We start from the raw sequence: 25891 nt of genomic DNA, 5'->3' as shown, positions 1-25891 counted from the left end.
TCAGACCAGCATGCTGCCGCCGATGCGATGCAGCGGCAGGCTGCCCTCGTTGAAGAACGGCAGGGCCAGCGTGACCCCCATCAGCAGGTCGAGGAACACGCTGCCGTAGTTGAAGCGGCCGCCGGCCTTCTGCAGCAGCATCGAGACCAGCCGCCCGAAGGCCGCGCCGAACCAGGCGATGGCCAGGACCAGCGCCATGGCCGCCCCGGCGCTGGACTGCCAGCCCAGGAACAGCGCCGCCGCCCCGTGCGAGGCGATCAGCAGGCCGCCGAAGGCCCGCCCCTCGGTGACGGCGTTGACGCCGCCGTCCTGGTCGCTCTTCAGGCCCGCCAGGCCCAGCATCGAGTCCGGCCGCGCCAGCACCAGCCCGCCCAGCACGCCGCCGATGACGCAGGCGATCACGGCCAGGATCAGCGACAGGGCGTAGCTCGACATTCAGTCCTCCGAAACGGGGGCGTGGTGGACGGCCTCGACGTTGAACCCGTCCGGGTCCAGCACGAAGGCCCCATAGTAGTGTTCGTGATAATGAGGGCGAAGTCCGGGCGGGCCGTTGTCGCGACCGCCGGCTTTCATCGCGGCCTCGTAGAACGCGTCGACATCCGCCCGGCTCCGGGCGGCGAAGCAGACGTGCAGCTTGCCGCTGGTCTTGCCGCCGCCCGAAATCCAGAACTGCGGACGCTGGGCGCCGTAGCCGACCACGTCGATCCCGCCGGTGTGCTCCTTGGGCACGGCGTAGAGGCGCGCGATCCCAAGCGGCGCCAGGGCCGCATCGTAAAAAGCCGCCGACCGCTCGAAATCGACGACGTCGAACCCCATGTGGTCGAACATCGAGAACTCTCCCTAATGACGCCCGCCGTTCACCTTGCCAATAAACCGGGGCCAATTAACCGGGGCCAATTAACCGGGATCGCAAAAACTTCGCGGCCGCCGTCCTTGACTCCCCAGGGGGCGGCGCCTAACTCGTGACCGGCGTTGGCACTCGATGGGAGCGACTGCTAACAGCGACGCTCCCTCGGCCTACGAAAGCCTTTTACAGAAACCGTTCCGACGGAGAAGACACATGAAGTTTCGTCCCCTGGGCGACCGCGTCCTCGTGAAGCGCGTCGAAGAAGAAACCAAGACCAAGGGCGGGATCATCATCCCCGACACCGCCAAGGAAAAGCCCCAGGAAGGTGAAGTCGTCGCCGTGGGCCCGGGCGCCCGCAACGACAAGGGCGACATCGTCGCTCTCGACCTGAAGGCCGGCGATCGCATCCTGTTCGGCAAGTGGTCGGGCACCGAAGTGAAGGTCGACGGTCAGGACCTCCTGATCATGAAGGAAAGCGACGTCCTGGGCGTGGTCGAAGCCTAATCGGCTTCCCCTCCGGACAGCTTTCTTCCTCCGAAATTTTCTAGATTAGAAAGGCGCCCGACATGGCCGCTAAAGACGTCTACTTCTCCTCCGACGCGCGCGACAAGATGCTGCGCGGCGTCAACGTTCTCGCCAACGCCGTGAAGGTGACCCTCGGTCCGAAGGGCCGCAACGTGGTCATCGAAAAGTCGTTCGGCGCCCCGCGCACCACCAAGGACGGCGTCTCGGTCGCCAAGGAAATCGAACTGGCTGACAAGTTCGAGAACCTCGGCGCGCAGATGATCCGCGAAGTGGCCTCGAAGACCAACGACAAGGCTGGCGACGGCACCACCACCGCCACCGTCCTGGCTCAAGCCATCGTCCAGGAAGGCCTCAAGTCGGTCGCCGCCGGCATGAACCCGATGGACCTGAAGCGCGGCATCGACAAGGCCGTCGCCATCGCCGTCGAAGACATCAAGTCGTCGTCGAAGAAGGTCACCACCAACTCTGAAATCGCTCAGGTCGGCACCATCTCGGCCAACGGCGACAAGGAAGTCGGCGAGATGATCGCCAAGGCGATGGACAAGGTCGGCAACGAAGGCGTCATCACCGTCGAAGAAGCCAAGACCGCCGAAACCGAACTCGACGTCGTCGAAGGCATGCAGTTCGACCGCGGCTACCTGTCGCCGTACTTCATCACCAACGCCGACAAGATGGAAGTTCAGCTCGAAGAGCCGCTCATCCTGCTGTTCGAAAAGAAGCTGTCGTCGCTGCAGCCGCTGCTGCCGGTGCTGGAAGCCGTCGTCCAGTCGGGCCGCCCGCTGGTCATCATCGCTGAAGACGTCGAAGGCGAGGCCCTGGCCACGCTGGTCGTCAACAAGCTGCGTGGCGGCCTGCGCGTCGCCGCCGTCAAGGCTCCGGGCTTCGGCGACCGCCGCAAGGCCATGCTGGAAGACATCGCCATCCTGACCGGCGCTCAAGTTGTCAGCGAAGACCTCGGCATCAAGCTCGAGAACGTCTCGCTCGACATGCTGGGCCGCGCCAAGAAGATCCAGATCACCAAGGACGACACCACCATCGTGGACGGCGTCGGTGAGAAGGACGCGATCGAAGCCCGTATCGCCCAGATCAAGCGCCAGATCGAAGAMRCCACKTCGGACTACGACMRKGAAAAGCTGCAAGAGCGCSTGGCCAAGCTGGCCGGCGGCGTCGCGGTCATCCGCGTCGGCGGCTCGACCGAAGTCGAAGTGAAGGAAAAGAAGGACCGCGTCGACGACGCCCTCAACGCGACCCGCGCGGCCGCCGATGAAGGCATCGTCCCGGGCGGCGGCACCGCCCTGCTGAAGGCTTCGAAGGCCCTGGCCGGCGTGGTCGGCGAGAACGACGACCAGACCGCTGGCATCGCCATCGTCCGTCGCGCCCTGCAGGCTCCGATCCGTCAGATCGCCGAAAACGCCGGCGTCGAAGGCTCGATCGTGGTCGGCAAGATCCTGGAAAACGACAGCAGCTCGTTCGGCTTCAACGCCCAGAGCGAACAGTACGTCGACCTGGTCGTCGACGGCGTCATCGACCCGGCCAAGGTCGTCCGCACCGCTCTGCAGAACGCCGCTTCGGTGGCCGGCCTGCTGATCACCACGGAAGCCGCCATCGTCGAAGCCCCCAAGAAGGGCGGCGGCGCCGCTGCTCCGGGCGGCATGCCGGGCGGCATGGGCGACATGGACTTCTAAGAGAAGTCCATAAAGTCGCCCATCCTCGAAAGAGGTCGGGATCGGCAAGCCGATCCCGAGCGGCGACATGGATTTCTAATTTAGAAGTCTGCGTCAGCTCAGCTGAACAAAGAGAAGGGCGGAGCCGCGAGGCTCCGCCCTTTTTCTTTGTGCTCTCGACCCCGCCTAGGGCGTCACGCCCCGGCGCGCCCACAGCACCTCGATCGACGGGTCGATCTTCACGGCGCGAGCGATGTCGATGTCGCCCTCGGCCTCCTGACCCAGGCGACGCTTGACCACCCCGCGCATGAAAAGAAGCGAGGCCGAACGCGGATAGCGCCTGACCAGTCCGTCGTGATCGGCCAGGGCCTGGGCGTACTCGCCCCGCCGGTAGCGCACGAAGCCGCGGGTGCTCACCGCATCGACCGTGGCGCCCAGATCGACCGCCTTCTCGCTGTCGGCAAGGGCCTGATCCAGGTCGCCGCCGCGCAGCGCCTCGATCCAGGCAACGTGACTCCAGGCATTGGCCTGCTCGGGCTCAAGCCGCGCGGCCTCGTGGTAATCCTCCTGGGCGCCGCCCAGATCGCCTATGGCCCCGCGCGAGAAGGCGCGCTCGGTAATCACCGAGGCGAAGTCCGGCTCCAGCTTCAGGATCTTGTCGTAGAAGGCGATGGCGGCCACATGGTCGCCGCCGCGGGCGGCCTTGCGCGCCTTTTCCAGGGCCCGTGTCGCAGCCACGCTCGCCGGCTCTCGCCGACCGTCGGCCCACGCCGTCGCGGCCGGAGCCCCGAACGCGATCGATATCGCCAGCAGCGACGCGAGACCCAGACGCATGATGCAACCCCCATTCACGATCGGCGAAGCTACGCGCGCTGTGGCTGCATCGCAACGGCGATGGCGGTTGACGCGCGACCCGCGCACGGCCAAGCACAGCCTATGTTCCGCCAACGCCCCGACGCCGACATGATCCCCCAGGGCTGGGTGATCGCCGTTATGGTCGAGGTTCCGGGCGAGCGCGTTCCCGTCCCGCACTACTTCGCCGTCGGCAAGGCCGACCGGGCCCAGGCCGAATGGGCGGCGACCGACCTCGCCCAGCAGGCCGGCACGATCGCCTCCAGCCCCGTCGACGGCCGCGAACCGGTCGACGCCATGCGCCAGATCCTGGCTTACCGCATGCGGGAGCTTGGCCTGAAGACTGGCGAGGCCCGCGCCCTGGGCGACAAGTACCCGAGGCGGTGGCTGTTCTGACCAAAGGCCCTCCCCCTGAAGGGGGAGCACCTTCCCCCTTACGCAATCTTCTGCGAGGCGTTCGCATTGCCGCGCGCCGCCTCAGGCCCTAAAGCCTGGGCGTAGGACGACGAAGGCCCCCGCCATGATGCTGCAGATCCCCGACGTGCTGAGCCCCGACGAAGTCGCCCACTGCCGGGCGGTCATCGACGCCGCGCCGTGGGTCGACGGCAACGCCACCTCGGGCTTCCAGGCGGCCATGGCCAAGAACAACCAGCAGCTGCCCCAGGACGGCCCGGCCGCGCGCGAGGTCGGGGCGATCATCGTCCAGGCCCTGCAGGCCAATCCGCTGTTCGTGTCGGCCGCCCTGCCCCACACCATCCTGCCGCCGCTGTTCAACCGCTACGGCGAGGGCATGGGCTTTGGCGACCATGTCGACAACTCGATCCGCCGCAATCCCGCGACCGGCGCCCAAATCCGCACCGACCTGTCGGCGACCCTGTTCCTGAGCGATCCCGACGACTACGACGGCGGCGAACTGGTGGTCGACGACACCTACGGCAGCCACCTCGTCAAACTGCCGGCCGGGTCGCTGATCCTTTATCCGGCCTCGAGCCTGCACCACGTGACGCCGGTCACGCGAGGCATCCGCACCGCCAGCTTCTTCTGGATCCAGAGCCTGGTGCGCGACGACGCCAAGCGCGCCCTGATGCTGGACATGGACGTCTCGATCCAGCGTCTGGCCGGCCAGGTCGGCCAGGCCGACCCGTCGGTGCTGTCGCTCACCGGCACCTATCACAACCTGCTGCGGATGTGGGCCGAGGTGTAAACCCGCACGACCGCCTGAACCGCGCACGCGCCAAGGTCGTAGGCTGAAATTGCTCTAATCGGAGGGGACTATGGGCTCGATGTCGATCCTGCACTGGATCATTCTGCTGCCGCTGCTGGGCGTCTTCATCATACCCGTGGCGAAGATCTTCCAGCGCGCCGGCTGGTCGCCGTGGCTTTCGCTGCTGACCCTGATTCCGGGCGTCTCCCTGGTGATGCTCTGGATCTTCGCCTTCGCGCGTTGGCCGGCGACGGACGACAAGCCGCCCGCCGCCTGATCGGCCGTCAGCCCGCCTTCTTCAGCAGCGCCTCGGGCACCGGCGCGGGGCAGTATTGGCGCAGGAAGTCGCCGTGGCTGGGCAGGGTGTCGACGAGCTCGCTCAGCATCGGCGCCGACTGGTCCAGCAGGCCCTTCACCACCCCGGCCGGCAGGGTGTCGGCCAGTTGCTGGTAGCGCTTGGGCCGGATGCCCATGCCCTCCATCACCGACTGCCAGCTGGGCGCGCGGAACATGTCGTCGACCCCGTCGCGCAGCACGCCGCTGGCCTTGAACAGCTCCATCCGCTCGCGCAGGCTCTCGGGCGGCGTCACCTGCTGGTAGGCGCGCCAGAACGGCGTGTCGTCGCGCTTGGTCGTGCAGTAGTGCAGCACGATGAAGTCGCGGATCTCCTCGTAGTCGATCTGCATGCGCCTGTTGTACTCGGCCGCCAGCACCGGATCGCAGTCGCGGTCGGGGAAGAACCGCAGCAGGTAGTCGACGCCGCGATAGATCAGGTGCAGGGCCGTCGACTCCAGCGGCTCGATGAAGCCGCCGGCCAGGCCGATGGCCACGCAGTTCTTGTTGAACAGCTGCTTGCGCATGCCGGTCTTGAACGGCACCAGCCAGGGATCGCGCACGGCCTCGCCCTCGACCTGGCTCATCAGCGTGGCCAGAGCCTCGTCGTCGCTGCAGTACTGGCTGCAATAGACGTAGCCGTTGCCGGCCCGGTGCTGCAGCGGGATGCGCCAGCGCCAGCCGGCGTCCTGGGCCTGGGCCAGGGTGTAGGGGTGCGGGTCCTGGATGTTGGCGGTCTGCACCGCGATGGCCCTGTCGTTCAGCAGCACGTCCGACCAGTCGAGGAACTCGGTGCCCAGGGCCTTGCCGTTCAACAGCGAGCGGAAGCCCGAGCAGTCGATGAAGAGATCGCCCGACGCCTCGCGGCCGTCCTGCAGGATCACCTTCTCGATGAAGCCGTCGGGCCGGGTGGCCATGTCCTTGACGATGCCCTCGGTGCGCTTGACGCCGCGGGCCTCGGCGAACTTGCGCAGAAACTTGGCCAGCAGGGCCGCGTCGATGTGCACGGCGTAGTTGGCGTTGGCCAGCATGGTGCGCGGCGCGAGCGCCGGCGACATGAACTTCCAGCGGTCGGCCATCACCGAGGCCGGCGCGAAGTCCTGCAGGCTGGACGGATGCCCCTCGGCCTTGCCGCGCAGCCAGACCTGGTAGAACTCGTGCACGTCCACCGGCCCGCCGATCAGGCCGAACGGGTGGTAGTAGACCTCGCCCCTCTTGCGCCAGTTCTCGAACCGGATGGCCAGCTTGAAGGCGGCCTGGGTCTCCTTCATGAACTCGACCTCGTCGATGCCGAGGCTGCGGATCAGCTGAAGGAACGGCGGGATGGTGCTTTCGCCAACGCCGATGATGCCGATCTGCTCGGACTCGATCAGTTCGATCTCGCAGGGGCTGTCCTTGAGATAGTGGCTGATCATCGCCGCGGTGATCCAGCCGGCCGAACCGCCGCCCACGATCACGATCTTCCGCAGATTGTTGGCCATCGGCCGCCTCCCGTACGCTTTTCTCTTGTCGTTGTTGTCTATTCGGCCGCCGCCGGCGCCGCGCCGACATAGCGGCGCAGGAAGTCGCCGTGGGTCGGGGCCTGGGCAACCGCCCGCGCCACGCCCGCCCGCATCTGGTTCAGGCTGGCGGCCAGGGCCGCGCCGTCGATCCCGTCCAGCGCCGGATCCCAGCCGTCCGGCAGGATGTCGAAGCCGGCGAAGATCGCCAGCCAGCTGGGCGGCTGGAACATCTCCCAGCGATAACGGGCGATGTGCCCGCGCGAGCGGAACAGTTCGACCTTGCGGGCCAGGGTCTCGGGGATGTCGGCGTCGCGGGTCGTGCGCCAGAACGGCGTGTCGCCCCGCTGGGCGGCCTTGTAGTGCAGCACCACGAAGTCGCGTACCCGCTCCATCTCGCGCCGGGACCAGTCGTTGAACTCGTCGACCACGGCCGGGTCGAAGCCGCGGTCGGGGAACAGGGCCTTGAGCTTCTCTATGCCGGTCTCGATCAGGGCGATCGAGGTGCTTTCCAGCGGCTCGAGGAAGCCCGACGCCAGGCCCAGGGCCACGACGTTGCGGTTCCACACCTTCTTGCGGCGGCCGGGCGTGAAGCGGATCAGGCGCGGCTCATGCAGCAGGCGGTCGGGCACGGCGGCGACCAGCTCGGCCTTCGCCGCCTCGTCGTCGATGTGGCGGCTGGAATAGACGTAGCCGTTGCCGTAGCGGTGCTGCAGCGGGATGCGCCAACGCCAGCCGGCGGTGTGGGCGGTGACGTCGGTATAAGGCGGCGGCTGCGCGCCCTCAGGCGGCTGGCTCTGCACGGCGAGCGCCCGGTCGCAGAACAGCCACTGCGACCAGTCCTCGTAGCCGGTTCCCAGCGCCTCCTCGATCAGCAGGCCGCGGAAGCCCGAGCAGTCGATGAAGAGGTCGCCCTCGATGGTCGCGCCGGTATGCAGGTCCAGCGAGGCGACGAAGCCGTCCTCGGGACGCAGGTTGACCTTCACCACCTTGGCGTCGATCCGGCGCACGCCGTTGGCTTCGGCGACGCGGCGCATCAGCTGGGCGAACAGGGCCGCGTCGAAGTGCAGGGCCCAGTCGAACACCGACAGGCTCGACGGCGGATTGGCCGCCGGCACGGTGAACTTGCCCGCCGCCGCCAGGCTGGCGCCCAGCGAATATTCGCCCATCTCGCCGACGTCGGCGACGCTGCGGGCCTTCAGCCAATAGTGCTGGAAGGGCACGCCGTTCAGGTCCTGGCCATAAAGGCTGAAGGGGTGGATGAAGGCCGAGCCCGGCGCCATCCAGTCCTTGAAGCGGATGCCCAGCTTGCATGTGCCTTGCGTGGCGCGCAGCACCTCCAGGTCGTCCAGACCCAGCGACTGGTAGAAATTGCGGATGGTGGGGATGGTCGCCTCGCCCACCCCGATCGTGCCGATCTCGGAACTCTCGACCAGGGTGATGTCGATCGGCGCCCTGCCGAAGTGGCGGCGCAGGCTCGCGGCCGCCATCCAGCCGGCGGTGCCGCCGCCGACGATGACGATGCTGCGGATGCGTCCGTTCCGAACGTCTTCGCTCATGGCCGGTCCTCCCCGAACCGGAAAATCGACGCCCCCAGGCGCCGACGGCCCGAACCGGAAACTGGCGCCCGAGAGCGCCGTTGGATAGCACCCTCCCCAAACAAAAAGAGCCGCCGTGACGACCCCGAAGGGCCGCCACGACGGGCGCAGGGAGGAAGGCTTCAGATCACCACTTGGCGCGGAGACCGATCGTGTAGCGGGGCTCGAACTCGTTCTGCGACGAGTACTGTTCCTTGCCCTTGGCAAAACGCAGGTAGTAGTCCTCGATCTCGCCGGTGACGTTCGAGCCGTTGAAGTAGACCGTCACGTTCTCGCGCACGTCGTAGCTGACGTTGACGTCCACATAGCCGGTCGAGCCCTGGTAGATCGGGATCACCCGCTGGCCGCCGCCGCCCATGGTGCCGGACAGGCGATCGGTGCGGTAGTTGTAGGCCACCCGCGCCTGCAGCTTGTCGTCCTGGTACCAGCCGACCAGGTTGAACTGGTGCTTGGAGTTGTCGAAGAACGGCAGGCGGTTGCCCGACAGGTCCAGACGATCTTCCTTGCTGGGCGAGTAGGTGTAGTTGGTGTCGACACCGAAGTTCTTCAGCACCGGCACGTCGGGGATGATGTCGGTGAAGGCGATCTTGGCCCCCACTTCCAGACCCTTCACCTCGCCGCCCTTGCCCTGCAGCGGCAGCGACACGTCGACTTCGCGGCGGATCACGCCGTCCTGGTCGGGGAAGCTGCCCTTGATGGTGCCGCCGGTGACGAAGCTGTCGATCTTCAGCAGGAAGGCCGACAGGTTAATCATCGACGCCCGGCCGAAGTAGTACTCGATGGCGCCGTCGTAGTTCTGCGAACGCCACGGATCGAGGTTCGGGTTGCCCGAGGCGCTGGCCCCGGTCACGCAGCGAACGTTCGGCATGGTCGCACCGCAGTCGGCGGTGAAGATCGACAGGCCGCCGCCGTAGCTGCCCAGGTCGAGCGGCTGCATCGTCTTCGAATAGGCGAAGCGCAGCTTGACGTTGTCGGTCAGGTCGTAGGTGGCGTTGAACGAGGGCAGCCAGTCCGTGTACTTGCGGCGGGTCACCGTGTCGCCGGCGTCGGCGTTGGTGTCGCCGTAGTTCATCACGTCGCCGGTCAGGTTCTGCTTCACCAGCAGTTCCGTCTGGATGACGCGCAGGCCGAAGTCGCCCGACAGCTGGCCGATCTCGAAGGAACCGGCGCCGTAGGCGCTCTGTTCCTTCAGGTCGACGTCGTAGGTCTGGCCGGGCACCTGCACCCGGACGGCGTCGCCGAACACCTTCTTCTGGAAGGACAGCACGTCGTCGAAGTCACGCGGGTCGATGGCCCAGAAGCCGGGCATGCCCTTGGTGACGCCGCCCAGGTTGTTGACCCAGATGGCGTTGTTGTAGGTGGTCAGCTTGGTCGGACGGTTGACCGTGTAGCCCTGGAACTCCGGCACGCCGGTGATCGGGTTGGGCACGAACTCGCCAGCCTGGCACTGGTTCTGGTTCATGACCACGTCGATGGCCTTCCACTGGGCCATGCAGCCGCCGGCCGGCACGGGCGTGCCGTTGGCCTGCACCGCGCCGGGAACGCCGCCGTAGAAGCCCGAGAACAGGTGGAACTGCTCGACGCTGACCGAACGGTCGCTCTGGCGAACGCCGGCGTCGACCTTGGTGATGAAGCCGAGGAACTTGTCGTCGAACTTGTAGTGGCCGTCGGCGCGGAACACGTTCATGTCCGACTCGACTTCGTTGTTGCCTTCCGACGAGAAGGCCCCGATCGCGTAGCTGTCCTTGTTGGCCATGTAGTCGCGCAGGGTCTTGCCCGCGCCCAGGCCGCCCGAGATCGGCGTGTCGAAGCCGCTCCACACCGGGCTCTTGCCGCTGACGTCATAGTGCAGCTGCGGGTTCTGGCCGTAGCCCAGCGGGTTCGGGTTCAGGTAGCAGCCGCCGGCCGAGCCGGTGACGGCGTTGCTGCGCTGGCTGGCCGGATACTGGTCGCAGATCGCCTTCGGATAGAAGGTGCCGCGCGTGCGGTCCTGGGCGTTGCGGAACAGCGTGAAGCGGTCCGGCGCGTACTGCCAGTTGCTAAGGTCGCCCTGGGCCTGGCCGTTCATGCTCAGGCGTTCGCCGTCGGCGCGGATGGCCCGCGCCTCGAAGGCGAACGGACCGCCGTTGTCGTACTTCAGTTCGAGATTGTAGTTCTTGCTCTCGGACTTGGTGACGCGGTTGACGGTGAACGAGTTCACCCACCAGGCGTCGATGTCGTACTCGCTGACCGCCAGCCACGGACGGCCGTTGCCGCCGATCGGGGCCGGGCCGGGCGGCGGCGCGTTGACGCCGGTCTGCTCGAAGTCGGTCGGACGGGTCCAGTTGCCGAAGGCGCCGCCGTCCCAGCGGTTGGAGATGTTGATGCCGGCGGCGCGGTTGTACTCGTCGAGCTTGGCGTAGAAGCCCTCGGCGATCAGGGTGAAGCCCTCGCCCAGCTTGGCCTCGAACGACACGTTGACGCCGGTGCGCTTGCGCTCGACGACGCGGTTGAAGCTTTCGAAGCCGTGCGGCGACAGGAAGTTGTTCGGGTTCGAACCGCCCCAGTCGTTGTTGCCCGACAGCGAGACCGCGCCCGAGAAGTTGTTGCCCAGGTTCGACTTGCTCTGCGCGGCCGAGACCAGCAGGCCGACGCGATCGTTGCGCCAGCTGGCCAGGATGTTGGCCAGGTAGTCGTCTTCCTTGGTGCGTTCGCCGCGCTGGGCTTCGGCCGCGCCGGCGAAGGTGAAGCCGTCCTGCATCTGGAACGGCCGGCGGGTGCGCAGGTCGATGGTGCCCGAGATGCCCGACAGGGCGTTGTTCGGGTCGGTCGACTTGTAGACCAGCACCTGGTTCATCAGCTGCGAGGGCACGTCCAGCAGGTTGGGCTGGGCCGAGCCCATGTTGCCCGCGCTGAGATACTGCTCGCCGTTCAGCAGGGTGATGACCTGGGCCAGGCCCCGGATGTTGACGGTGGCGCCTTCACCGGCGTTGCGCTGGATCTGGATGCCCGGGATGCGCTGCAGCGAGTCGGCGATGGTGACGTCCGGCAGCTTGCCGATGTCCTCGGCCGAGATGGCGTCGACGATCGAGGCTTCGCGGCGCTTGACGTCGACCGACTTCAGCTGCGAGCCGCGCACGCCGGTGACGACGATCTCGTCGACGGCGGTCTCTTCGGTCTGGCCGGCGGTCTGCGCCAGGGCGCTAGTGGTGATGACGGCCTGCGACGCGCCGGCCAGCAGGGCCAGGGTCAAGCCGCGAGTCCAGGCGGACTTCTTACGTGGTGTGGTCAAATCGATCGCTCCCCAATGTCTTGTTCTTGCGTTCGGGCCGCGACGCCTTTTGACGCCGCGGTGGGTCTCGAGCCGGGCCTCGACCTTCACGCCAACCTGCTTCGGCGGTCGTGACCCGGTGATTGTCCTGTCGGCGACCCCCGGCGCCGGAACGGTGCTGCGATCCGGCTCTCAGACGCCGGTCACGGCGGCAACATTCCCAAATGTCCCGAGCAAGTCAACAAGAATGTCAACGTTGTCATTTCCGGAAATCACCGGGTTTCGAAGCGTTGCAACGATGACGCACGATCGCGAGATCGCTCGACCAAATCACCATTATACATTGTTTTAAAAGTATATTTTCCTCCGCGGGCACTTGCCGGCACGCCGAAAGACAGCGCTAACAGGGATGAAAGCTCGTGTCCTCAGGCGCCAGGCCCCGCCGGCCGCCATCGCGAAGATTCCACCCAAAAGTGAATCGGAAGCGGTACCAATCAAGACCACCTGACCCGCGGGACAAACAGAATGACCACACCTATGTCCTCGACGAGGACATTTTTTGACCCGCATTTGTCCTGCCGCATGACAAGCCCGCCGGGCTGCGCTATGGCTGGTCCTCGGGAGCCGTGGAGCCGCCCCTGCCGGGGGATGCGCATTCGCGGCCTAGTCGGGTGCGGGTCTTACGGAATGGCGACGATTCACGATGTGGCCAAGCGGGCGGGGGTTTCGGCCAAGACCGTCTCGCGCGTGATGAACGATCACGCCAGCGTCACCGCCAAGACCCGCGACAAGGTCCGCGAGGCCATGGCCGCCCTCGGCTACCAGCCCAGCGCCGTGGCCCGCCAGTTCCGCGCCCAGGGCGCCTCGGCCGTCGGCGTGCTGATGGGCGACCCCAGCGGCGGCTACCACACCCGCACGCACCACGCCCTGTTGCTGGCCTGCCTTGAGACGGGCCGCCACCTGACCGTGGAGCTGTTCGACGGCCCCGTCGTCGGCTGGCACGAGCGCATCCGCGCCTTCATCGAGGACGGCGGCATCCGCGAAGTCATCCTGCTGCCGCCCGAATGCGACTTCGGTCCGCTGAAGGCGCTGATGCGTGAACTGGACGTGCGCTGCGTGCTGATCTCGCCGACCACGCCCGACCCCAACTTCCCGGCCATCGCCATGGACGACCGCGCCGCCGCCCGCGAGGTGGTCGAGCACCTGTTCAGCCTGGGCCACACCCGCATCGGCCACATCGCCGGCCACCCCGACCACGCCGCCAGCACCCACCGCCGCAACGGCTTCTTCGAGGCCTACGCCGCCGCCGGCCTGCCGCGCCCCGCGCCCGAGCTGATCGTCGGGGGCGAGTTCACCTTCAAGACCGGCATGGACGCGGCCAAGCTGCTGCTCGACATCGACGAGCCGCCCACCGCCATCTTCGCCGCCAACGACGACATGGCCGCCGCCACCTGCATGGAGGCCCAGCGCCGGGGCCTGCGCATTCCCGACGACCTGTCGGTTGTCGGCTTCGACGACGCGCCCATCGCCGGGGTCATCTGGCCGACCCTGACCACCATCCGCCAGCCGTTCGAGCCGATGGCCCTGCGCGCCCTGCAGACCTTCGCGGCCTGGAACAGCAGCGACTCGGGCGTACGCCCCAGTCCGTTCCTGGCCCAGCACACCCTGGTGGTGCGCGAATCCACCGGCCCGGCCCGCAAGCGGCTACCGGGCAAGTCCGGCTGACGGACGACGAAACACCCGCCGGCCCAGCCGGCCAAGATCATACGAGTGGGAGGTAGAATGAACTCGCGTCTCTGGCGCGCCAGCGCCCTGGCCCTGACGGTCGCCACCCTGGGCGCCGCGCCCGCTCTCGCCCAAGGCCATGCCGGCCACGCGGGCCACGGCGCGCCCGCCGCCGCCCCGGCCGGCCAGCCGTGGCTGGATCCCAAGCTCGACGCCGACACGCGCGCCGACCTGGCCGTCAAGGCCATGACCCAGGACGAGAAGCTGACCCTGGTCTACGGCTACTTCGGCGCCGACATGAAGCCCAAGTACACGTGCATCGAAGCCTCGCTGCCCGGCTCGGCCGGCTACGTGCCGGGCCTGCCGCGCCTGGGCATCCCCGCCCAGTTCGAGACCGACGCCGGCGTCGGCGTCGCCACCCAGGGCAGCGCGGCGGAATTCCGCGAGCGCACCGCCCTGCCCTCCGGCATGGCCACCACGGCCACCTGGAACCCGGCACTGGCGCAAAAGGGCGGCGCGATGATCGGCAAGGAGGCCCGCGACTCGGGCTTCAACGTCATGCTGGCCGGCGGCGTGAACCTGGTCCGCGAGCCGCGCAACGGCCGCAACTTCGAATATGGCGGCGAGGATCCGCTGCTGGCCGGGGTGATGGTCGGGGCCCAGATCAAGGGCATCCAGTCCAACCACATCGTCTCGACCATCAAGCACTACGCGCTGAACGCCCAGGAGACCGGGCGCTTCGTGGTCGACAGCAAGATCGGCGACGCCGACGCCCGCACCTCCGACCTGCTGGCCTTCCAGATCGCCATGGAGGCGTCGGACCCGCATTCGGTGATGTGCGCCTACAACCGCGTCAACGGCCACTACGCCTGCGAGAACGACTGGCTGCTGAACAAGGTGCTCAAGCAGGACTGGGGCTACAAGGGCTACGTGATGTCCGACTGGGGCGCCGTGCATTCGGGCGCCAAGTCGGTCAACGCCGGCCTCGACCAGGAATCGGCCGGCGACGCCTTCGACAAGCAGCCCTTCCTGGCGGGCGTGCTGAAGGCCGATCTGGCCAGCGGCGCGGTCAGCCAGGCGCGCCTGGACGACATGGCCCGCCGCATCGTCCGCTCGCTGTTCGCCAGCGGCGCGGTCGACCATCCGGTGAAGATCGCCCCCATCGATCTGGCCGCCAACGGCAAGGTCAGCCAGGCCGACGCCGAGGAAGGCATGGTCCTGCTGAAGAACGACAAGGGCGTGCTGCCCTTGGCGCTGAAGGCCCAGAAGATCGCCGTCATCGGCGCCTATGCCGATGTCGGCGTGCTGTCGGGCGGCGGCTCGTCGCAGGTCTATCCGGCCGGCGGCCGCGCCGTTCAGGGCCTGGAGCCCAAGACCTGGCCCGGCCCGGTGATCTACTATCCGTCCTCGCCGCTGAAGGCGCTGCAGGCCCGCGCGCCCCAGGCCAGCTTCACCTACAACGACGGCAAGGACGCCGCCGCGGTCGCCAGGCTGGCGGCCGACAGCGACCTGGTCATCGTCTTCGCCGACCAGTGGACCACCGAGTCGGAGGACGTCGCGTCCCTGGCCCTGCCCAAGAACCAGGACGCCATGATCGCCGCGGCCGCCAAGGCGGGAAAGCCCACCGTCGTCGTGCTCGAGACCGGCGGCCCGGTGACCATGCCCTGGCTCAAGGACGTGGGCGCGGTGCTGCAGGCCTGGTTCCCCGGCACCAGCGGCGGCGAGGCCATCGCCCGCGTGCTGACCGGCGAGGTGGACGCCTCGGGCCGCCTGCCCGTGACCTTCCCGGCCAGCGAGGCCCAGCTGCCGCGGCCCAAGCTCGACGGCGACCCGAAGAAGCCCGACGACCTGTTCGCCGTCGACTATTCGATCGAGGGCGCGGCCGTCGGCTACAAGTGGTTCGACAAGAAGGGCCTGTCGCCGCTGTTCCCGTTCGGCCACGGCCTGTCCTACACCAGCTTCGCCTACTCGGACCTGACGACCTCGACGCAGGGCGGCGCCCTGACCGTGGCCTTCAAGGTGACCAACACCGGCAAGCGCGCCGGCAAGGACGTGCCGCAGGTCTATGTCTCGCCCAAGGCCGGCGGCTGGGAGGCTCCGCGCCGCCTGGCGGGCTTCGAGAAGGTCGAGCTCGCCCCCGGCGCCAGCAAGACCGTGACCCTGGCGGTCGACCCGCGCCTGCTGGCCACCTGGGACGACAAGGCCCACGGCTGGAAGGTGGCGGCCGGCGACTACGAGGTCCAGCTGGGGGCGTCGTCCGCGGCGATCTCGGCGCGCGCCACCGCGGCGGTGCAGGCCCAGACCGTGCCGGTGGGGCTGCGGAAGTAACCCCCCTCCCCCTGAAGGGGGAGGTGGCCCGGAGGGCCGGAGGGCCGGAGGGCCGGAGGGCCGGAGGGGGGCGGACGCGCAGGCGTCCGCCCTCTTTCCGTTCAAGCCATGCGCGATGCGAAGGGCTATGGCTCGGTCATCCACCCGACGCTTCCCAGCCCAGCCCCGCCCGCTCTAGTCTCCCGTCATGCGCGCCCAGCTCCTCGCCCTGGCCATCACGCTCGCGACCGCCGCTTCGGCGCGGGCCGGCGAGACCGCCTGCTGGTTCGAGAACGGCGCCGTCGTCGCGCCGGCCGCGATCGGCGACATGACCGGCGACTTCGTCATCGACCTGTCGGCGCCGCGCACCCTGCTGCACGACACCAAGGCCCAGGCCGGCGGCTTCGAGGGCTTGGACCTATCCCTGCCCGTCCGCCTCGCCGGCCAGGCCCTGTCCGCCCAGCCCGTGGCGGTGACCGACCTCGACTATCGCGGCGTCGGCTTCGTGGCCCCCATCGCCGGGGTTATCGGCGCCGACATCCTGGCCCGCTACACGGTGGTGATCGACTTCTCGCCCTGCCGGCTGAGGCTGGAGGCCGCCGACGGCCTTGCCCGCCCCTCAGGGCCCTTCCTGCCGGTCGAGATGGTCGGCGGGGTGCCGACGGTGCGCGCCAGCGCCTCCGACGGCTTCTCGAGCGTCCAGGGCCCCTTCGCCCTCGACACCGCCTCGGCGGGCGCCCTGCGCGCCCGAGGACCGGCCGACGGACCGCGCCAGGCGCCGGCCGGCACGGTGGCGGGCCTGGCCTTCGACGGCCGGCTCTATGCCCGCGCCCGCGCGGTCAGGGCCGGCGACCTGCCGCCCGGCGTCGTCGGCGCCCTGGGCGTCGAGGTGCTGGCCCGGGGCCGCCTGCGGCTGGACCCGGCCGCCCACGCCCTGTGGCTGACGCCCTAATTCACTTCATCCCGATACGGAGTTTCCCATGGCCTCGCGCGTTCACGCCGTCACCGCCGACCCGCGCCACACGATCCAGCTCGACGTCAACGGCCACCAGCTGGTCGGCGACGAGCCGCCCGCCCTCGGCGGCCAGGACGCCGGCCCGCCGCCGTTCGGCTTCGTGCTGGCGGGCTTGGCGGCCTGCACGGCCACCACCCTGCGCATGTACGCCGACCGCAAGGGCTGGGGCGAGGTGACCATCACCGTCGACCTGGTGCTCGACAACAGCGGCGACAAGCCCAGGATCGATCGCAAGGTCTCGGCGACCGGCGACCTCGACGAAGCCGCCATCGCCCGCCTGCGCGACGTGGTCGAGCGCACGCCGGTGACCCTGGCGCTGAAGAGCGGGTTCGGCATCGACACGGTGCTGGAGAAGGGGTGATCCCCCTCCGGCCCTTCGGGCCACCTCCCCCAGAGGGGGAGGATCTGAAGCGCTAGATGCTCCCCCTCTGGGGGAGCTGTCGGCGAAGCCGACTGAGGGGGTCTCTCGCAAAACAAAAGGGCCCGGCGTCGCCGCCGGGCCCTTCTTCATTTCCGGTGCGAACAGGCCGCTCAGTGCGACTCGTTCTTCCAGACCTTGCGGTAGCTCGCATAGAGCAGGCCGGCGAAGAGGATCAGGTAGATCATCACCGCGAAACCCGTCTGCTTGCGCTCTTCCAGCTTGGGCTCGGCGGCCCACATCAGGAAGGCCGAGACGTCGCGGGCCTGCTGGTCGACCGTGGCCTTGGTGCCGTCGTCGAAGGTGACGCCGTTGTCGGTCAGCGGCGGGGCCATGGCGATGAAGCCGCCCGGCGGAACGTGGGCGTGGTCGCCGCTCCAGTAGGCCGCCAGGTCGCCCGGCATGTACGGGTTGTAGTGCTGGCCCGGACCGACCTTCAGGCCCGCCGGCGGGTTCTTGTAGCCCGTGACGATAGCGTGGATGTAGTCGGGACCGCCGGTGCGGGCCTTGGCCAGCAGCGACATGTCCGGCGGGAGGGCGCCGCCGTTGCTGGCGCGGGCCGCGGCCTCGTTCGGGAACGGCGAGGGGAAGCGGTCGGCGCTGGTGGCCGGACGCTTGATGGCGTCGCCGGTCTCGGAGTCGATGTCGGCGACCTCGAACTCCTTGGCGATCGCCTTGACCCACGGGTTGTCGTTCGAGTTCGGGTACTTCTCGTTATAGAACGGACCACCCTTGTCGCCGAGGTTCCGGAAGCTGACCAGCTTCATGGAGTGGCACGACGAGCAGACCTCGCGATAGACCTTGTAGCCGCGTTGCAGCTGGGCCTGATCGAACTTGCCGAACGGGCCGTTGAACGACCAGTGGATCTTTTCCGGTTCCAGCGGGTGACCGGCGGCCAGGGCCGGGGCGGCGGCGGCAGCCGCCATCAGACCCGCGACCGCTGCGATGACGGAGAGTTTGCGCAGCATCGGGATCAGCCCTTCATTTCAGGCGCGGCGGTCGCTTGCTCCGGCGCGGCGGCCGGGTGCGACAGAGCGGGCGAGGCGATGGAGTCCGGCACCGGCAGGGTCTTCTCGACCAGGCCCAGCACCGGCAGGATCACCAGGAAGAACGCGAAGTAGTAGAGCGAGGCGAAGCGGCTCAGCCACACGAAGCTGTTCAGGTCGGCGTCACCCAGGGTGAAGGTCTTGAAGTGACCCAGCACCGGATCGTCCGGCAGCTTGGCGCCGCAGAGACCCAGGATGCAGCACGCCACCACGAAGATGATGAAGTACAGCTTGGCGGTCGGGCGGTAGCGCATCGAGCGCACCTTCGAGGTGTCCAGCCACGGCAGGGCGAACAGGCAGGCGATGGCGCCGAACATGGCCAGCACGCCCATCAGCTTGTCCGGCACGGCGCGCAGGATCGCGTAGAACGGCAGGAAGTACCATTCGGGCACGATGTGCGCCGGCGTCACCAGCGGGTTGGCCTCGACGTAGTTGTCGGCGTGGCCAAGGGCGTTGGGCAGGTAGAAGACGAAGGTCGCGAAGAGGATCAGGAAGACGCTCATCGCAAAGCCGTCCTTCACCGTCGCGTACGGCGTGAAGGGCAGGGTGTCGGCCTTCGACTTGGGCTCGACGCCGGTCGGGTTGTTCTGGCCGACCACGTGCAGGGCCCAGATGTGCAGGATCACGACGCCCGCGATCATGAACGGCAGCAGGTAGTGCAGCGAGAAGAAGCGGTTCAGCGTGGCGTTGTCGACGGCGAAGCCGCCCCACAGCCAGGTGGTGATCGACGGACCGACGATCGGCAGGGCGCCGAACAGGTTGGTGATCACGACGGCGCCGTGGAAGCTCATCTGGCCCCAGGGCAGCACGTAGCCCATGAAGGCCGTGGCCATCATCAGGAGGTAGATCACGCAGCCCAGGATCCACAGCACCTCGCGGGGGGCCTTGTACGAGCCGTAGTAGAGGCCGCGCAGCATGTGGACATAGACGGCGATGAAGAACATCGACGCGCCGTTGGCGTGCATGTAGCGGATCAGCCAGCCGTAGTTCACGTCGCGCATGATGTGCTCGACGCTGGCGAAGGCGTGGTCGGCGCTGGGGGTGTAGTGCATCACCAGGATGATGCCGGTGATCAGCTGGCTGGCCAGGCACAGCGACAGGATGCCGCCGAAGGTCCACCAGTAGTTCAGGTTACGCGGGGTGGGATAGTCGACGAAGCTGTCGTAGCCCAGGCGCACGATCGGGAGACGGGCGTCGAGCCAGCGCTCGATACCGGTCTTCGGCTGGTAGGTCGAATGTCCGCTCATCTGGCTTACCCGATCTTGACCTTGGTGTCGGACAGGAACTCGTACTCCGGAACCGCGAGGTTCAGCGGAGCCGGACCCTTACGGATGCGGCCCGACGTGTCGTAGTGCGAGCCGTGGCACGGGCAGAACCAGCCGCCGTAGTCGCCGCCGCCGAAGGTGGGCACGCAGCCCAGGTGAGTGCACGAGCCGATCAGCACCAGCCATTGGGCCTTGCCCGGCTTCACGCGGTCGGCGTCCTTCTGGGGATCCTTCATGGCCGCGCCATCGTCGGCGACCGCCTTCTGGATTTCGGCCGGGGTGCGGTTGCGCACGAAGAGCGGCTTACCCCGCCACTTCAGCGTCACCTGCTGGCCGTCGGCGACCTTGGTCAGGTCGAACTCGGTCGAAGCCAGGGCCAGCGTATCGGCCGAGGGGTTCATCTGGTCGATGAACGGCCAGGCAAGCGCCGCTGCGCCGCCGGCTGCGGCGGTGATCGCGGCAATGTAAATGAAATCGCGTCGGCTGGGATCGGACCCAGGCCCTTTCGTTGCGCCCTCGGCGGTGTCGGCCACCTTGTTCCACCCTTTGAAATCCGTCCGACCGCGAACGGCCAGACCAGGAAATGCGCCATTCGGCGCGATATCTTTACCTCGACCCGCGAGCGGATCTTCGCCACAAGGGGCACGCTCCCTATCGGATGGGCGAACAGAGTTCGCAAGCCCTATTCGATGTGCAGCAATGCCCCTACTAGCCCCATGGTTGGTTTCGTTAGAATGCGTCTCGCGCTTTTTCAACCCGGCATTCCCCAGAACGTGGGCGCGGCGATTCGGCTTTCGGCCTGCCTGGACGTGGGCCTCGACATCATCGAGCCCTGCAGTTTCCCCTTGGATGACAAGAGCTTGAAGCGCGCGGCCCTCGACTATGGCCCGCTCGCGCACCTCACCCGGCACGATTCGTGGGAGACCTTCCTGAAGGCGCCGCAGCGCGCCCACGGGCGCCTGGTGCTTTTCACCACGCGCGGCGAGCAAAGCTTCCACGACTTCGCCTTCCAGCCCGGCGACACCCTGCTGTTCGGCAACGAGAGTCGCGGCGCGCCCGAAGAGGTGCACGCCGCGGTCGACGCCCGGGTGGTGATCCCGCTGCGGCCGCAGGCCCGCTCGCTGAACGTCTCGGTCACCGCGGGCATGGCGCTGTCGGAGGCCTTGCGCCAGACGGGCGGCTTTCCGTCGCTGACCACGCTGCAGACGTAAAAAAGGCGGCCCCGTTTCCGGGACCGCCCAAGTTTAACCATCGGCGCTCGGATGCGAGCTGGCGGGCAAGGTGTGGAGTCTTCGCCCGCGCTCGGCGTCCTTCGCGGCCTGCCCTTGCGGGTTAGGCCAGCACCATGATCACGACCCGGCGGTTCTGCGCCCGGCCTTCGGTGGTCTCGTTCGGGGCCACGGGATCTTCCGCGCCGTACGAGATGGTCGCCATGCGGTTCAGGGCCACGCCCTGACGCGACAGGAACTTGCGCACGGCGTCGGCGCGGCGCTGGCCCAGCTTTTCGTTGTAGCCGGCCTCGCCGGTGGCGTCGGTGTAGCCCTGGATCTCCAGGTACACGTTCTTGTTCTCTTCCTTCAGCTTGGCCGCGAAGTCGGCCAGACGCTGTTCAGCTTCCGGGGACAGGGCGTCCTGGTCGGTCGGGAACTTCACCGAGTCGTCCGAGAGCACCATCGAGTACATGAACTTGCCTTCGGCGAGCTTGCCGGCGGCAGTCGCGCGATCGAGGGCTTCGCGGGACGTCTTGTCGAGTTCGGCGATCTGGGTGTCGTGGCCGTCCACCCGCGTGTTCACCGCTCCGACCTGAGTGTTGACGTACTTCTTCGTCGCGCAGCCGCTGACCGCCAGGCCCCCAGCCACCAGCGCGACAACCGTCGCCATCTTCAAGCTGCCTTTGACTTGGCCGATCATTGTTCGCTTCTTCTCCTCATTGATCCAAGAAAGCTTGACCTTGGACCTACACACTCATCCGGGTCGTTCAGCTTTCGCATTACGAAACCGTCAGGTGACAGAGGCGAAAAATAGGCGTGTTCTTGTCGTGATTGGCGCCGCTTGCAGCCTATGCTCTTGATCACTCTATTGACCGCGCGCGATCGCTCGAACCGCGATTTGGTTCCGTAAATTATTTTCAGTTCGAAGAGGATTTTTTGAGGGGCGCGGAGGGCTCGGGAGCCCTCGACACGGGCTCGGTGCGGGTCCCCGAGGGAATCGGGAAACGGCGCCGGCGGCCGGGAAAGACGCCCGGCTCTCCCTCTAGATGTAGGGAGCTTTCGCGCCACCGCAAACGAAAAACGCGCCCCGGGCATCCGGAGCGCGTCTCTTTTCGACTCGGCTGGCGCCTACTGCAGGGTCGCCCTGCCGAAGGACAGGCCGCCATCGTCGGCCCCGACGGCGATGACGCCGCCGTCCTCCAGCTCGCCGGCCAGCAGCCTGCGGGCGATCGGGTCGACCAGTTCCTTCTGGATCACGCGCTTCAGGGGACGCGCGCCATAGACCGGGTCGTAGCCCTTGTCGGCCAGCCACTGCAGGGCCTCGGGCGCCAGCGCCAGGGTCATGCGGCGATCGGCCAGCAGCTTCTCCACCCGGCCCAGCTGGATGCGGACGATGTCGCTCATGTTCGAGCGGTCCAGCCGCTTGAACAGGATGATCTCGTCGATCCGGTTCAGGAACTCCGGACGGAAGTGGCCGCGCACCGTGGCCATGACCAGCGGCCGCACCTCTTCCACGTCGGCCCCGTCTTCCTGGTTGGCCAGGAACTCAGCGCCGAGGTTGGAGGTCATGATGATGATGGTGTTGCGGAAATCGACCGTCCGCCCCTGCCCGTCCGTCAGACGGCCATCATCCAGCACCTGCAGCAGCACGTTGAAGACGTCCGGGTGGGCCTTCTCGATCTCGTCGAACAGGACCACCTGGTAGGGACGGCGACGGACGGCTTCCGTCAGCGCCCCGCCCTCGTCGTAGCCGACATAGCCGGGAGGCGCGCCGATCAGACGGCTGACCGAGTGCTTTTCCATGTACTCGCTCATGTCCATGCGGGTGATCGCATGCTCGTCGGCGAACATGAATTCGGCCAGAGCCTTGGTCAGCTCGGTCTTGCCCACGCCCGTCGGGCCCAGGAACAGGAACGAGCCGATCGGGCGCGTGGGATCGTGCAGGCCGGCGCGGGCGCGGCGGACGGCGTCGGACACGGCCTCCAGGGCCTCGTCCTGGCCGACCACGCGCGAGCGCAGGGCGACCTCCATCTGCAGCAGCTTCTCGCGCTCGCCCTCCAGCATCTTCTCGACCGGCACGCCGGTCCAGCGGCTGACGACGGCGGCGATCTGCTCGGCGTCGACGACTTCCGGCGTCAGGGCCTTGTCGCCGTTCTCGCCGGCCTCAGCGTCGGCCAGGCGCTTTTCGAGCGCCGGGATCTCGCCGTACTGGATCTGGCCGGCGCGGGCGAAGTCGCCGGCGCGCTGGGCGTTGGCGAGATCGGCGCGCAGGCGGTCGAGGGCTTCACGGGCCTGCGCCGCACCGCCGACCTTGTCCTTCTCGGCCTTCCAGCGGGCGGTCATCTCGTCCGAGCGGAACTGCAGGTCGTCGATCTCGACCTCCAGGTTCTCCAGGCGCTGCTTGGAGGCGGCGTCGGTTTCCTTGGACAGGGCCTCGCGCTCGATCTTCAGCTGCACCAGGCGGCGGTCGATCTCGTCGAGCTCCTCGGGCTTGCTGTCGATCGCCATGCGCACGCGGCTGGCCGCCTCGTCCACCAGGTCGATGGCCTTGTCGGGCAGGAAGCGGTCGGCGATGTAGCGGTTCGAAAGCGTCGCGGCGGCCACGATGGCGGAGTCCGAGATCCGCACCCCGTGGTGCACCTCGTACTTCTCCTTCAGGCCGCGCAGGATCGAGACGGTGTCCTCCACCGTCGGCTCCTGCACGAACACCGGCTGGAAGCGACGGGCCAGGGCCGCGTCCTTCTCGACGTGCTTGCGGTACTCGTCCAGCGTGGTGGCGCCCACGCAGTGCAGCTCGCCGCGCGCCAGGGCGGGCTTGAGCAGGTTGGAGGCGTCCATCGCCCCGTCGCTCTTGCCCGCGCCGACCAGCGTGTGCATCTCGTCGATGAACAGGATGATCGAGCCCTCGGCCGCGGTCACCTCGGCCAGCACGGCCTTGAGACGCTCCTCGAACTCGCCGCGATACTTCGCGCCGGCGATCAGGCTGCCCATGTCGAGCGACAGCAGCTTCTTGTCCTTCAGGCTCTCGGGCACGTCGCCGTTGACGATGCGTTGCGCGAGGCCTTCGACGATGGCGGTCTTGCCCACGCCCGGCTCTCCGATCAGCACCGGGTTGTTCTTGGTGCGGCGCGACAGGACCTGGATGGTGCGGCGGATCTCTTCGTCGCGGCCGATCACCGGGTCGATCTTGCCGTCACGGGCCGCGGCGGTCAGGTCGCGGGCGTAGCGCTTGAGCGCGTCATAGCCTTCTTCGGCGTTGGCGCTGTCGGCAGTGCGGCCCTTGCGCAGGGCGGCGGCGGCGGTTTCCAGGCTCTGGGCCGAGACGCCGGCGTCCTTCAGCGCCTTGGCGCTCTCGGCGCCGTCCTTGGCGATGGCCACGAGCAGGCGCTCGGTGGTGACGAAGGCGTCGCCGGCCTTCTTGGCGCCGTCCTCGGCGGCCGCGAACACCCGGGCGGTGTCGGGCTTCATGTAGAGCTGGCCGCCGGCGCCGTCGACGCGCGGGTTCTTGGCCAGGATCGCGTCCACGGCGGCGTCGGCCGCGTCAGGGCGGCCGCCGGCGTTGGCGATGATGGTGCGCGAAAGCCCGTCCTTTTCTTCCAGCAGCACCTTCAGCAGGTGCTCGGGCCCAAGTTGCTGGTGACCACGGGCCAGGGCCAGGCTCTGCGCGGATTGCACGGCCTGCTTGGCGCGGTCGGAATAGATGTCGATCTTCAAGTCAGCGTCCCCTTCACTAGGCGGATCAGGCCGGGTCGCCTCTGATGAGCACGACCCGGTCCGTCAGGGGATGTAGTGTGGCCCCAGAGCCACACAAGGCTCACCAGCCCTGGCTGGCCAGATAGTTTTCCAGCGCCTGGATGCGGGTGGCGTCCGAAGGGTGGGTCGAGGCGAACTCGGGCCGTCCCGCCCCGCCCTGGGCCTGCATCTTGCGCCACAGGGCCACCGCCTCGCGCGGCCGGAAGCCGGCGCGCTGCATGATGTCGACGCCGATGCGGTCGGCCTCCAGCTCGTGCTTGCGCGAGAACGGCAGCAGGAAGCCCATCTGCGCGCCCGCCCCGCCCAGCGAGGCCACGGCCCGGCCGCCGTCGCTGCCGCCGCCGCCGGCCGCGGCCTGGGCGATGGCCAGGACCAGCTGGGTGCTCATCTGCTGCGAATAGCGCTCGGCGGCGTGGCGGCCCAGCACGTGGGCGGCCTCGTGGCCCAGCACGGCGGCCAGCTGGTCGTCGTTGTCGACCAGGCGCACCAGACCCGAATTGACGCCGATATGGCCGCCCGGCAGCACGAAGGCGTTGGGCGTGTCGTTGTCGAACACCACGTAGTCCCACGGCCGGTTGGCCAGGCCCGCGGCCTCGATGATCCGCTGGCCCACCGTGGTGACCCGGGCGTTCATCCGCGCGTCCTTCGAGATCTTGCTGGTCCGCAGAGTCTGTTCCCAGGCCGCCTCGCCGGAACGCGCCAGGCTGGCCTCGTCGACCATGGCGAACTGGTCGCGGCCGAGCTCGGCGTTGTAGGCGCAGCCCGAGAGCATCAGGCCGGCGATCAGGACCAGCGACGGACGAAGGCGCATGGGCGGCTCGCGTTATTGTTGTCGACGGCCCGACTTAAGGCGCGGGGATAGCCGCTGGCAACAGGGTCAGCCCCGAGGGGCCGCTTTCAGCGGTCGAGGCGCCGGCAGGTCATCGCTTCAGTTCCAGGATGTCCAGCTTCGACTCCTGCTTGGGCCAGGGCATGACCAGGCGATAGCGATTGGGGCCGATGCGTTCGAACACGCCGGCCTGGTCGCGCTCGGCGTCGCGGCGGTAGGTCGCCCGCCCCTCGCGGTCGCCCCAGGCCACGGCGCCCAGGAACACCAGCCGCCGGTCGCGGTCGGGATAGAGGTTGCCGGCCTGCCGCTGCGAGCCGGTGGTCTTCTCCAGCAGCAGGTCGCCGCCCGGCGTCAGCTGCACCCGGCAGCGGAACCAGCCGTAGGCGACGTACGGAAGGCCCCGGCCGTCCTGGCTGCCCAGCTTGATCGTGCGGCACTGGTAGGCGCCCGGCGTCGGCTGGGGCCGGGCGAGCGCGGCGCGCGGATCGGCCAGCGGCCCCAGCGCCCGCAGGTCGCGGCCATGGCCGCCCCGCCGCGCTTCGGACAGCGC

The 25891-nt window shown here is 68.0% G+C and carries 23 protein-coding genes; 10 read left to right on the top strand and 13 right to left on the bottom strand.

From position 1 onward, the window contains the following. Positions 1-435, bottom strand: a complete 435-nt coding sequence (locus tag AC1DCG_RS10625) for a DUF4345 family protein (protein WP_477028856.1) — start codon at positions 433-435, stop codon at positions 1-3. After that, positions 436-828, bottom strand: a complete 393-nt coding sequence (locus AC1DCG_RS10620; RefSeq protein ID WP_165258107.1) for a VOC family protein — start codon at positions 826-828, stop codon at positions 436-438. Between the two features lie 232 nt (positions 829-1060). Between AC1DCG_RS10620 and groES the strand changes: the two genes are divergently transcribed. Continuing rightward, on the top strand, positions 1061-1351 hold the full coding sequence (gene groES, locus AC1DCG_RS10615) for a co-chaperone GroES (RefSeq protein ID WP_058347663.1): 291 nt from the start codon (positions 1061-1063) through the stop codon (positions 1349-1351). A gap of 62 nt (positions 1352-1413) precedes the next feature. Continuing rightward, positions 1414-3057 carry a chaperonin GroEL gene (gene groL, locus AC1DCG_RS10610; protein ID WP_477041479.1) on the top strand — a complete coding sequence of 548 codons (1644 nt, stop codon included), beginning with the start codon at positions 1414-1416 and terminating at the stop codon, positions 3055-3057. A gap of 165 nt (positions 3058-3222) precedes the next feature. Here the strand turns inward: groL and AC1DCG_RS10605 are convergent, their stop codons facing one another. Continuing rightward, positions 3223-3870 (bottom strand): tetratricopeptide repeat protein, encoded by a 648-nt coding sequence (locus tag AC1DCG_RS10605; protein ID WP_477028854.1) that lies wholly within the window; start codon positions 3868-3870, stop codon positions 3223-3225. Between the two features lie 102 nt (positions 3871-3972). Here AC1DCG_RS10605 and AC1DCG_RS10600 point away from each other — a divergent pair, with 102 nt between their 5' ends. The 3 genes from AC1DCG_RS10600 to AC1DCG_RS10590 all read left to right on the top strand — a co-directional run bounded on the left by AC1DCG_RS10600 (position 3973) and on the right by AC1DCG_RS10590 (position 5369). Then, the gene (locus AC1DCG_RS10600; protein WP_477036601.1) at positions 3973-4284 is read left to right on the top strand and encodes a hypothetical protein; all 312 of its coding nucleotides are present in this window, start codon (positions 3973-3975) and stop codon (positions 4282-4284) included. A gap of 124 nt (positions 4285-4408) precedes the next feature. Beyond that, positions 4409-5092, top strand: coding sequence for a Fe2+-dependent dioxygenase (locus AC1DCG_RS10595; RefSeq protein WP_165258115.1), 684 nt, complete (start codon positions 4409-4411; stop codon positions 5090-5092). A gap of 70 nt (positions 5093-5162) precedes the next feature. After that, positions 5163-5369: a hypothetical protein gene (locus tag AC1DCG_RS10590; protein WP_477028852.1), complete on the top strand. Its 207-nt coding sequence runs from the start codon at positions 5163-5165 to the stop codon at positions 5367-5369. Positions 5370-5376: 7 nt separating this feature from the next. Here the strand turns inward: AC1DCG_RS10590 and AC1DCG_RS10585 are convergent, their stop codons facing one another. The 3 genes from AC1DCG_RS10585 to AC1DCG_RS10575 all read right to left on the bottom strand — a co-directional run bounded on the left by AC1DCG_RS10585 (position 5377) and on the right by AC1DCG_RS10575 (position 11793). Further along, entirely contained in the window at positions 5377-6906 is a 1530-nt protein-coding gene (locus AC1DCG_RS10585; protein ID WP_477028851.1) for a tryptophan halogenase family protein, read from the bottom strand. A gap of 38 nt (positions 6907-6944) precedes the next feature. Beyond that, positions 6945-8483 carry a tryptophan halogenase family protein gene (locus AC1DCG_RS10580; RefSeq protein WP_477028850.1) on the bottom strand — a complete coding sequence of 513 codons (1539 nt, stop codon included), beginning with the start codon at positions 8481-8483 and terminating at the stop codon, positions 6945-6947. A gap of 166 nt (positions 8484-8649) precedes the next feature. Then, a complete protein-coding gene (locus tag AC1DCG_RS10575; protein WP_165258122.1) occupies positions 8650-11793 on the bottom strand; it encodes a TonB-dependent receptor in 3144 nt (1047 codons plus the stop codon). 666 nt (positions 11794-12459) lie between these two features. Here AC1DCG_RS10575 and AC1DCG_RS10570 point away from each other — a divergent pair. The 4 genes from AC1DCG_RS10570 (at position 12460) to AC1DCG_RS10555 (ending at position 17180) form a co-directional block, all read left to right on the top strand. Continuing rightward, positions 12460-13497: a LacI family DNA-binding transcriptional regulator gene (locus AC1DCG_RS10570; RefSeq protein WP_477028848.1), complete on the top strand. Its 1038-nt coding sequence runs from the start codon at positions 12460-12462 to the stop codon at positions 13495-13497. A gap of 57 nt (positions 13498-13554) precedes the next feature. Further along, positions 13555-15825, top strand: a complete 2271-nt coding sequence (locus tag AC1DCG_RS10565) for a beta-glucosidase (RefSeq protein ID WP_477028847.1) — start codon at positions 13555-13557, stop codon at positions 15823-15825. Positions 15826-16012: 187 nt separating this feature from the next. Continuing rightward, a complete protein-coding gene (locus AC1DCG_RS10560; protein ID WP_477036599.1) occupies positions 16013-16756 on the top strand; it encodes a hypothetical protein in 744 nt (247 codons plus the stop codon). 28 nt (positions 16757-16784) lie between these two features. Continuing rightward, a complete protein-coding gene (locus AC1DCG_RS10555) occupies positions 16785-17180 on the top strand; it encodes an OsmC family protein (RefSeq protein WP_165258130.1) in 396 nt (131 codons plus the stop codon). A 170-nt stretch (positions 17181-17350) separates the two neighbouring features. Here the strand turns inward: AC1DCG_RS10555 and AC1DCG_RS10550 are convergent, their stop codons facing one another. The 3 genes from AC1DCG_RS10550 to petA are packed head-to-tail and all read right to left on the bottom strand — an operon-like array spanning position 17351 to position 20081. Beyond that, a complete protein-coding gene (locus AC1DCG_RS10550; protein WP_477028845.1) occupies positions 17351-18205 on the bottom strand; it encodes a cytochrome c1 in 855 nt (284 codons plus the stop codon). A gap of 5 nt (positions 18206-18210) precedes the next feature. Then, entirely contained in the window at positions 18211-19530 is a 1320-nt protein-coding gene (locus tag AC1DCG_RS10545) for a cytochrome b (RefSeq protein ID WP_165258134.1), read from the bottom strand. A 5-nt stretch (positions 19531-19535) separates the two neighbouring features. Further along, on the bottom strand, positions 19536-20081 hold the full coding sequence (gene petA / locus AC1DCG_RS10540; RefSeq protein ID WP_165258136.1) for a ubiquinol-cytochrome c reductase iron-sulfur subunit: 546 nt from the start codon (positions 20079-20081) through the stop codon (positions 19536-19538). A gap of 201 nt (positions 20082-20282) precedes the next feature. On the opposite strand from petA, the gene AC1DCG_RS10535 reads away from it, so the two are divergent. After that, positions 20283-20759 carry a tRNA (cytidine(34)-2'-O)-methyltransferase gene (locus AC1DCG_RS10535; RefSeq protein WP_477028844.1) on the top strand — a complete coding sequence of 159 codons (477 nt, stop codon included), beginning with the start codon at positions 20283-20285 and terminating at the stop codon, positions 20757-20759. Between the two features lie 121 nt (positions 20760-20880). Here the strand turns inward: AC1DCG_RS10535 and AC1DCG_RS10530 are convergent, their stop codons facing one another. The 4 genes from AC1DCG_RS10530 to AC1DCG_RS10515 form a co-directional block, all read right to left on the bottom strand. Beyond that, positions 20881-21429, bottom strand: coding sequence for an OmpA family protein (locus tag AC1DCG_RS10530; RefSeq protein WP_240903414.1), 549 nt, complete (start codon positions 21427-21429; stop codon positions 20881-20883). A 458-nt stretch (positions 21430-21887) separates the two neighbouring features. Continuing rightward, on the bottom strand, positions 21888-24473 hold the full coding sequence (clpB, locus tag AC1DCG_RS10525) for an ATP-dependent chaperone ClpB (protein ID WP_477041478.1): 2586 nt from the start codon (positions 24471-24473) through the stop codon (positions 21888-21890). A gap of 100 nt (positions 24474-24573) precedes the next feature. Continuing rightward, positions 24574-25323: a M48 family metallopeptidase gene (locus tag AC1DCG_RS10520; protein ID WP_477028842.1), complete on the bottom strand. Its 750-nt coding sequence runs from the start codon at positions 25321-25323 to the stop codon at positions 24574-24576. Between the two features lie 109 nt (positions 25324-25432). Beyond that, positions 25433-25891: DUF4893 domain-containing protein (locus AC1DCG_RS10515; protein ID WP_477041477.1), on the bottom strand; the 459-nt coding region annotated here is incomplete at its 5' end.

It is taken from the genome of Caulobacter sp. 10L414, from assembly GCF_056395525.1.
The sequence above is the reverse complement of the archived record's forward strand: the minus strand, read 5'-3'. Positions and strand labels throughout refer to the sequence as shown.

Excerpts from the sequence above, each read along its gene's own strand:
- AC1DCG_RS10595 (WP_165258115.1), top strand. The coding sequence starts at position 4,409 with ATGATGCTGCAGATCCCCGACGTGCTGAGCCCCGACGAAGTCGCCCAC.
- AC1DCG_RS10580 (WP_477028850.1), bottom strand. The coding sequence starts at position 8,483 with ATGAGCGAAGACGTTCGGAACGGACGCATCCGCAGCATCGTCATCGTC.
- AC1DCG_RS10545 (WP_165258134.1), bottom strand. The coding sequence starts at position 19,530 with ATGAGCGGACATTCGACCTACCAGCCGAAGACCGGTATCGAGCGCTGG.
- AC1DCG_RS10585 (WP_477028851.1), bottom strand. The coding sequence starts at position 6,906 with ATGGCCAACAATCTGCGGAAGATCGTGATCGTGGGCGGCGGTTCGGCC.
- AC1DCG_RS10625 (WP_477028856.1), bottom strand. The coding sequence starts at position 435 with ATGTCGAGCTACGCCCTGTCGCTGATCCTGGCCGTGATCGCCTGCGTC.
- AC1DCG_RS10565 (WP_477028847.1), top strand. The coding sequence starts at position 13,555 with ATGAACTCGCGTCTCTGGCGCGCCAGCGCCCTGGCCCTGACGGTCGCC.
- AC1DCG_RS10550 (WP_477028845.1), bottom strand. The coding sequence starts at position 18,205 with ATGCTGCGCAAACTCTCCGTCATCGCAGCGGTCGCGGGTCTGATGGCG.
- AC1DCG_RS10600 (WP_477036601.1), top strand. The coding sequence starts at position 3,973 with ATGTTCCGCCAACGCCCCGACGCCGACATGATCCCCCAGGGCTGGGTG.
- AC1DCG_RS10530 (WP_240903414.1), bottom strand. The coding sequence starts at position 21,429 with ATGGCGACGGTTGTCGCGCTGGTGGCTGGGGGCCTGGCGGTCAGCGGC.
- AC1DCG_RS10620 (WP_165258107.1), bottom strand. The coding sequence starts at position 828 with ATGTTCGACCACATGGGGTTCGACGTCGTCGATTTCGAGCGGTCGGCG.
- AC1DCG_RS10535 (WP_477028844.1), top strand. The coding sequence starts at position 20,283 with ATGCGTCTCGCGCTTTTTCAACCCGGCATTCCCCAGAACGTGGGCGCG.
- AC1DCG_RS10570 (WP_477028848.1), top strand. The coding sequence starts at position 12,460 with ATGGCGACGATTCACGATGTGGCCAAGCGGGCGGGGGTTTCGGCCAAG.
- AC1DCG_RS10590 (WP_477028852.1), top strand. The coding sequence starts at position 5,163 with ATGGGCTCGATGTCGATCCTGCACTGGATCATTCTGCTGCCGCTGCTG.
- AC1DCG_RS10560 (WP_477036599.1), top strand. The coding sequence starts at position 16,013 with ATGCGCGCCCAGCTCCTCGCCCTGGCCATCACGCTCGCGACCGCCGCT.
- groES (WP_058347663.1), top strand. The coding sequence starts at position 1,061 with ATGAAGTTTCGTCCCCTGGGCGACCGCGTCCTCGTGAAGCGCGTCGAA.
- AC1DCG_RS10520 (WP_477028842.1), bottom strand. The coding sequence starts at position 25,323 with ATGCGCCTTCGTCCGTCGCTGGTCCTGATCGCCGGCCTGATGCTCTCG.
- AC1DCG_RS10555 (WP_165258130.1), top strand. The coding sequence starts at position 16,785 with ATGGCCTCGCGCGTTCACGCCGTCACCGCCGACCCGCGCCACACGATC.
- AC1DCG_RS10605 (WP_477028854.1), bottom strand. The coding sequence starts at position 3,870 with ATGCGTCTGGGTCTCGCGTCGCTGCTGGCGATATCGATCGCGTTCGGG.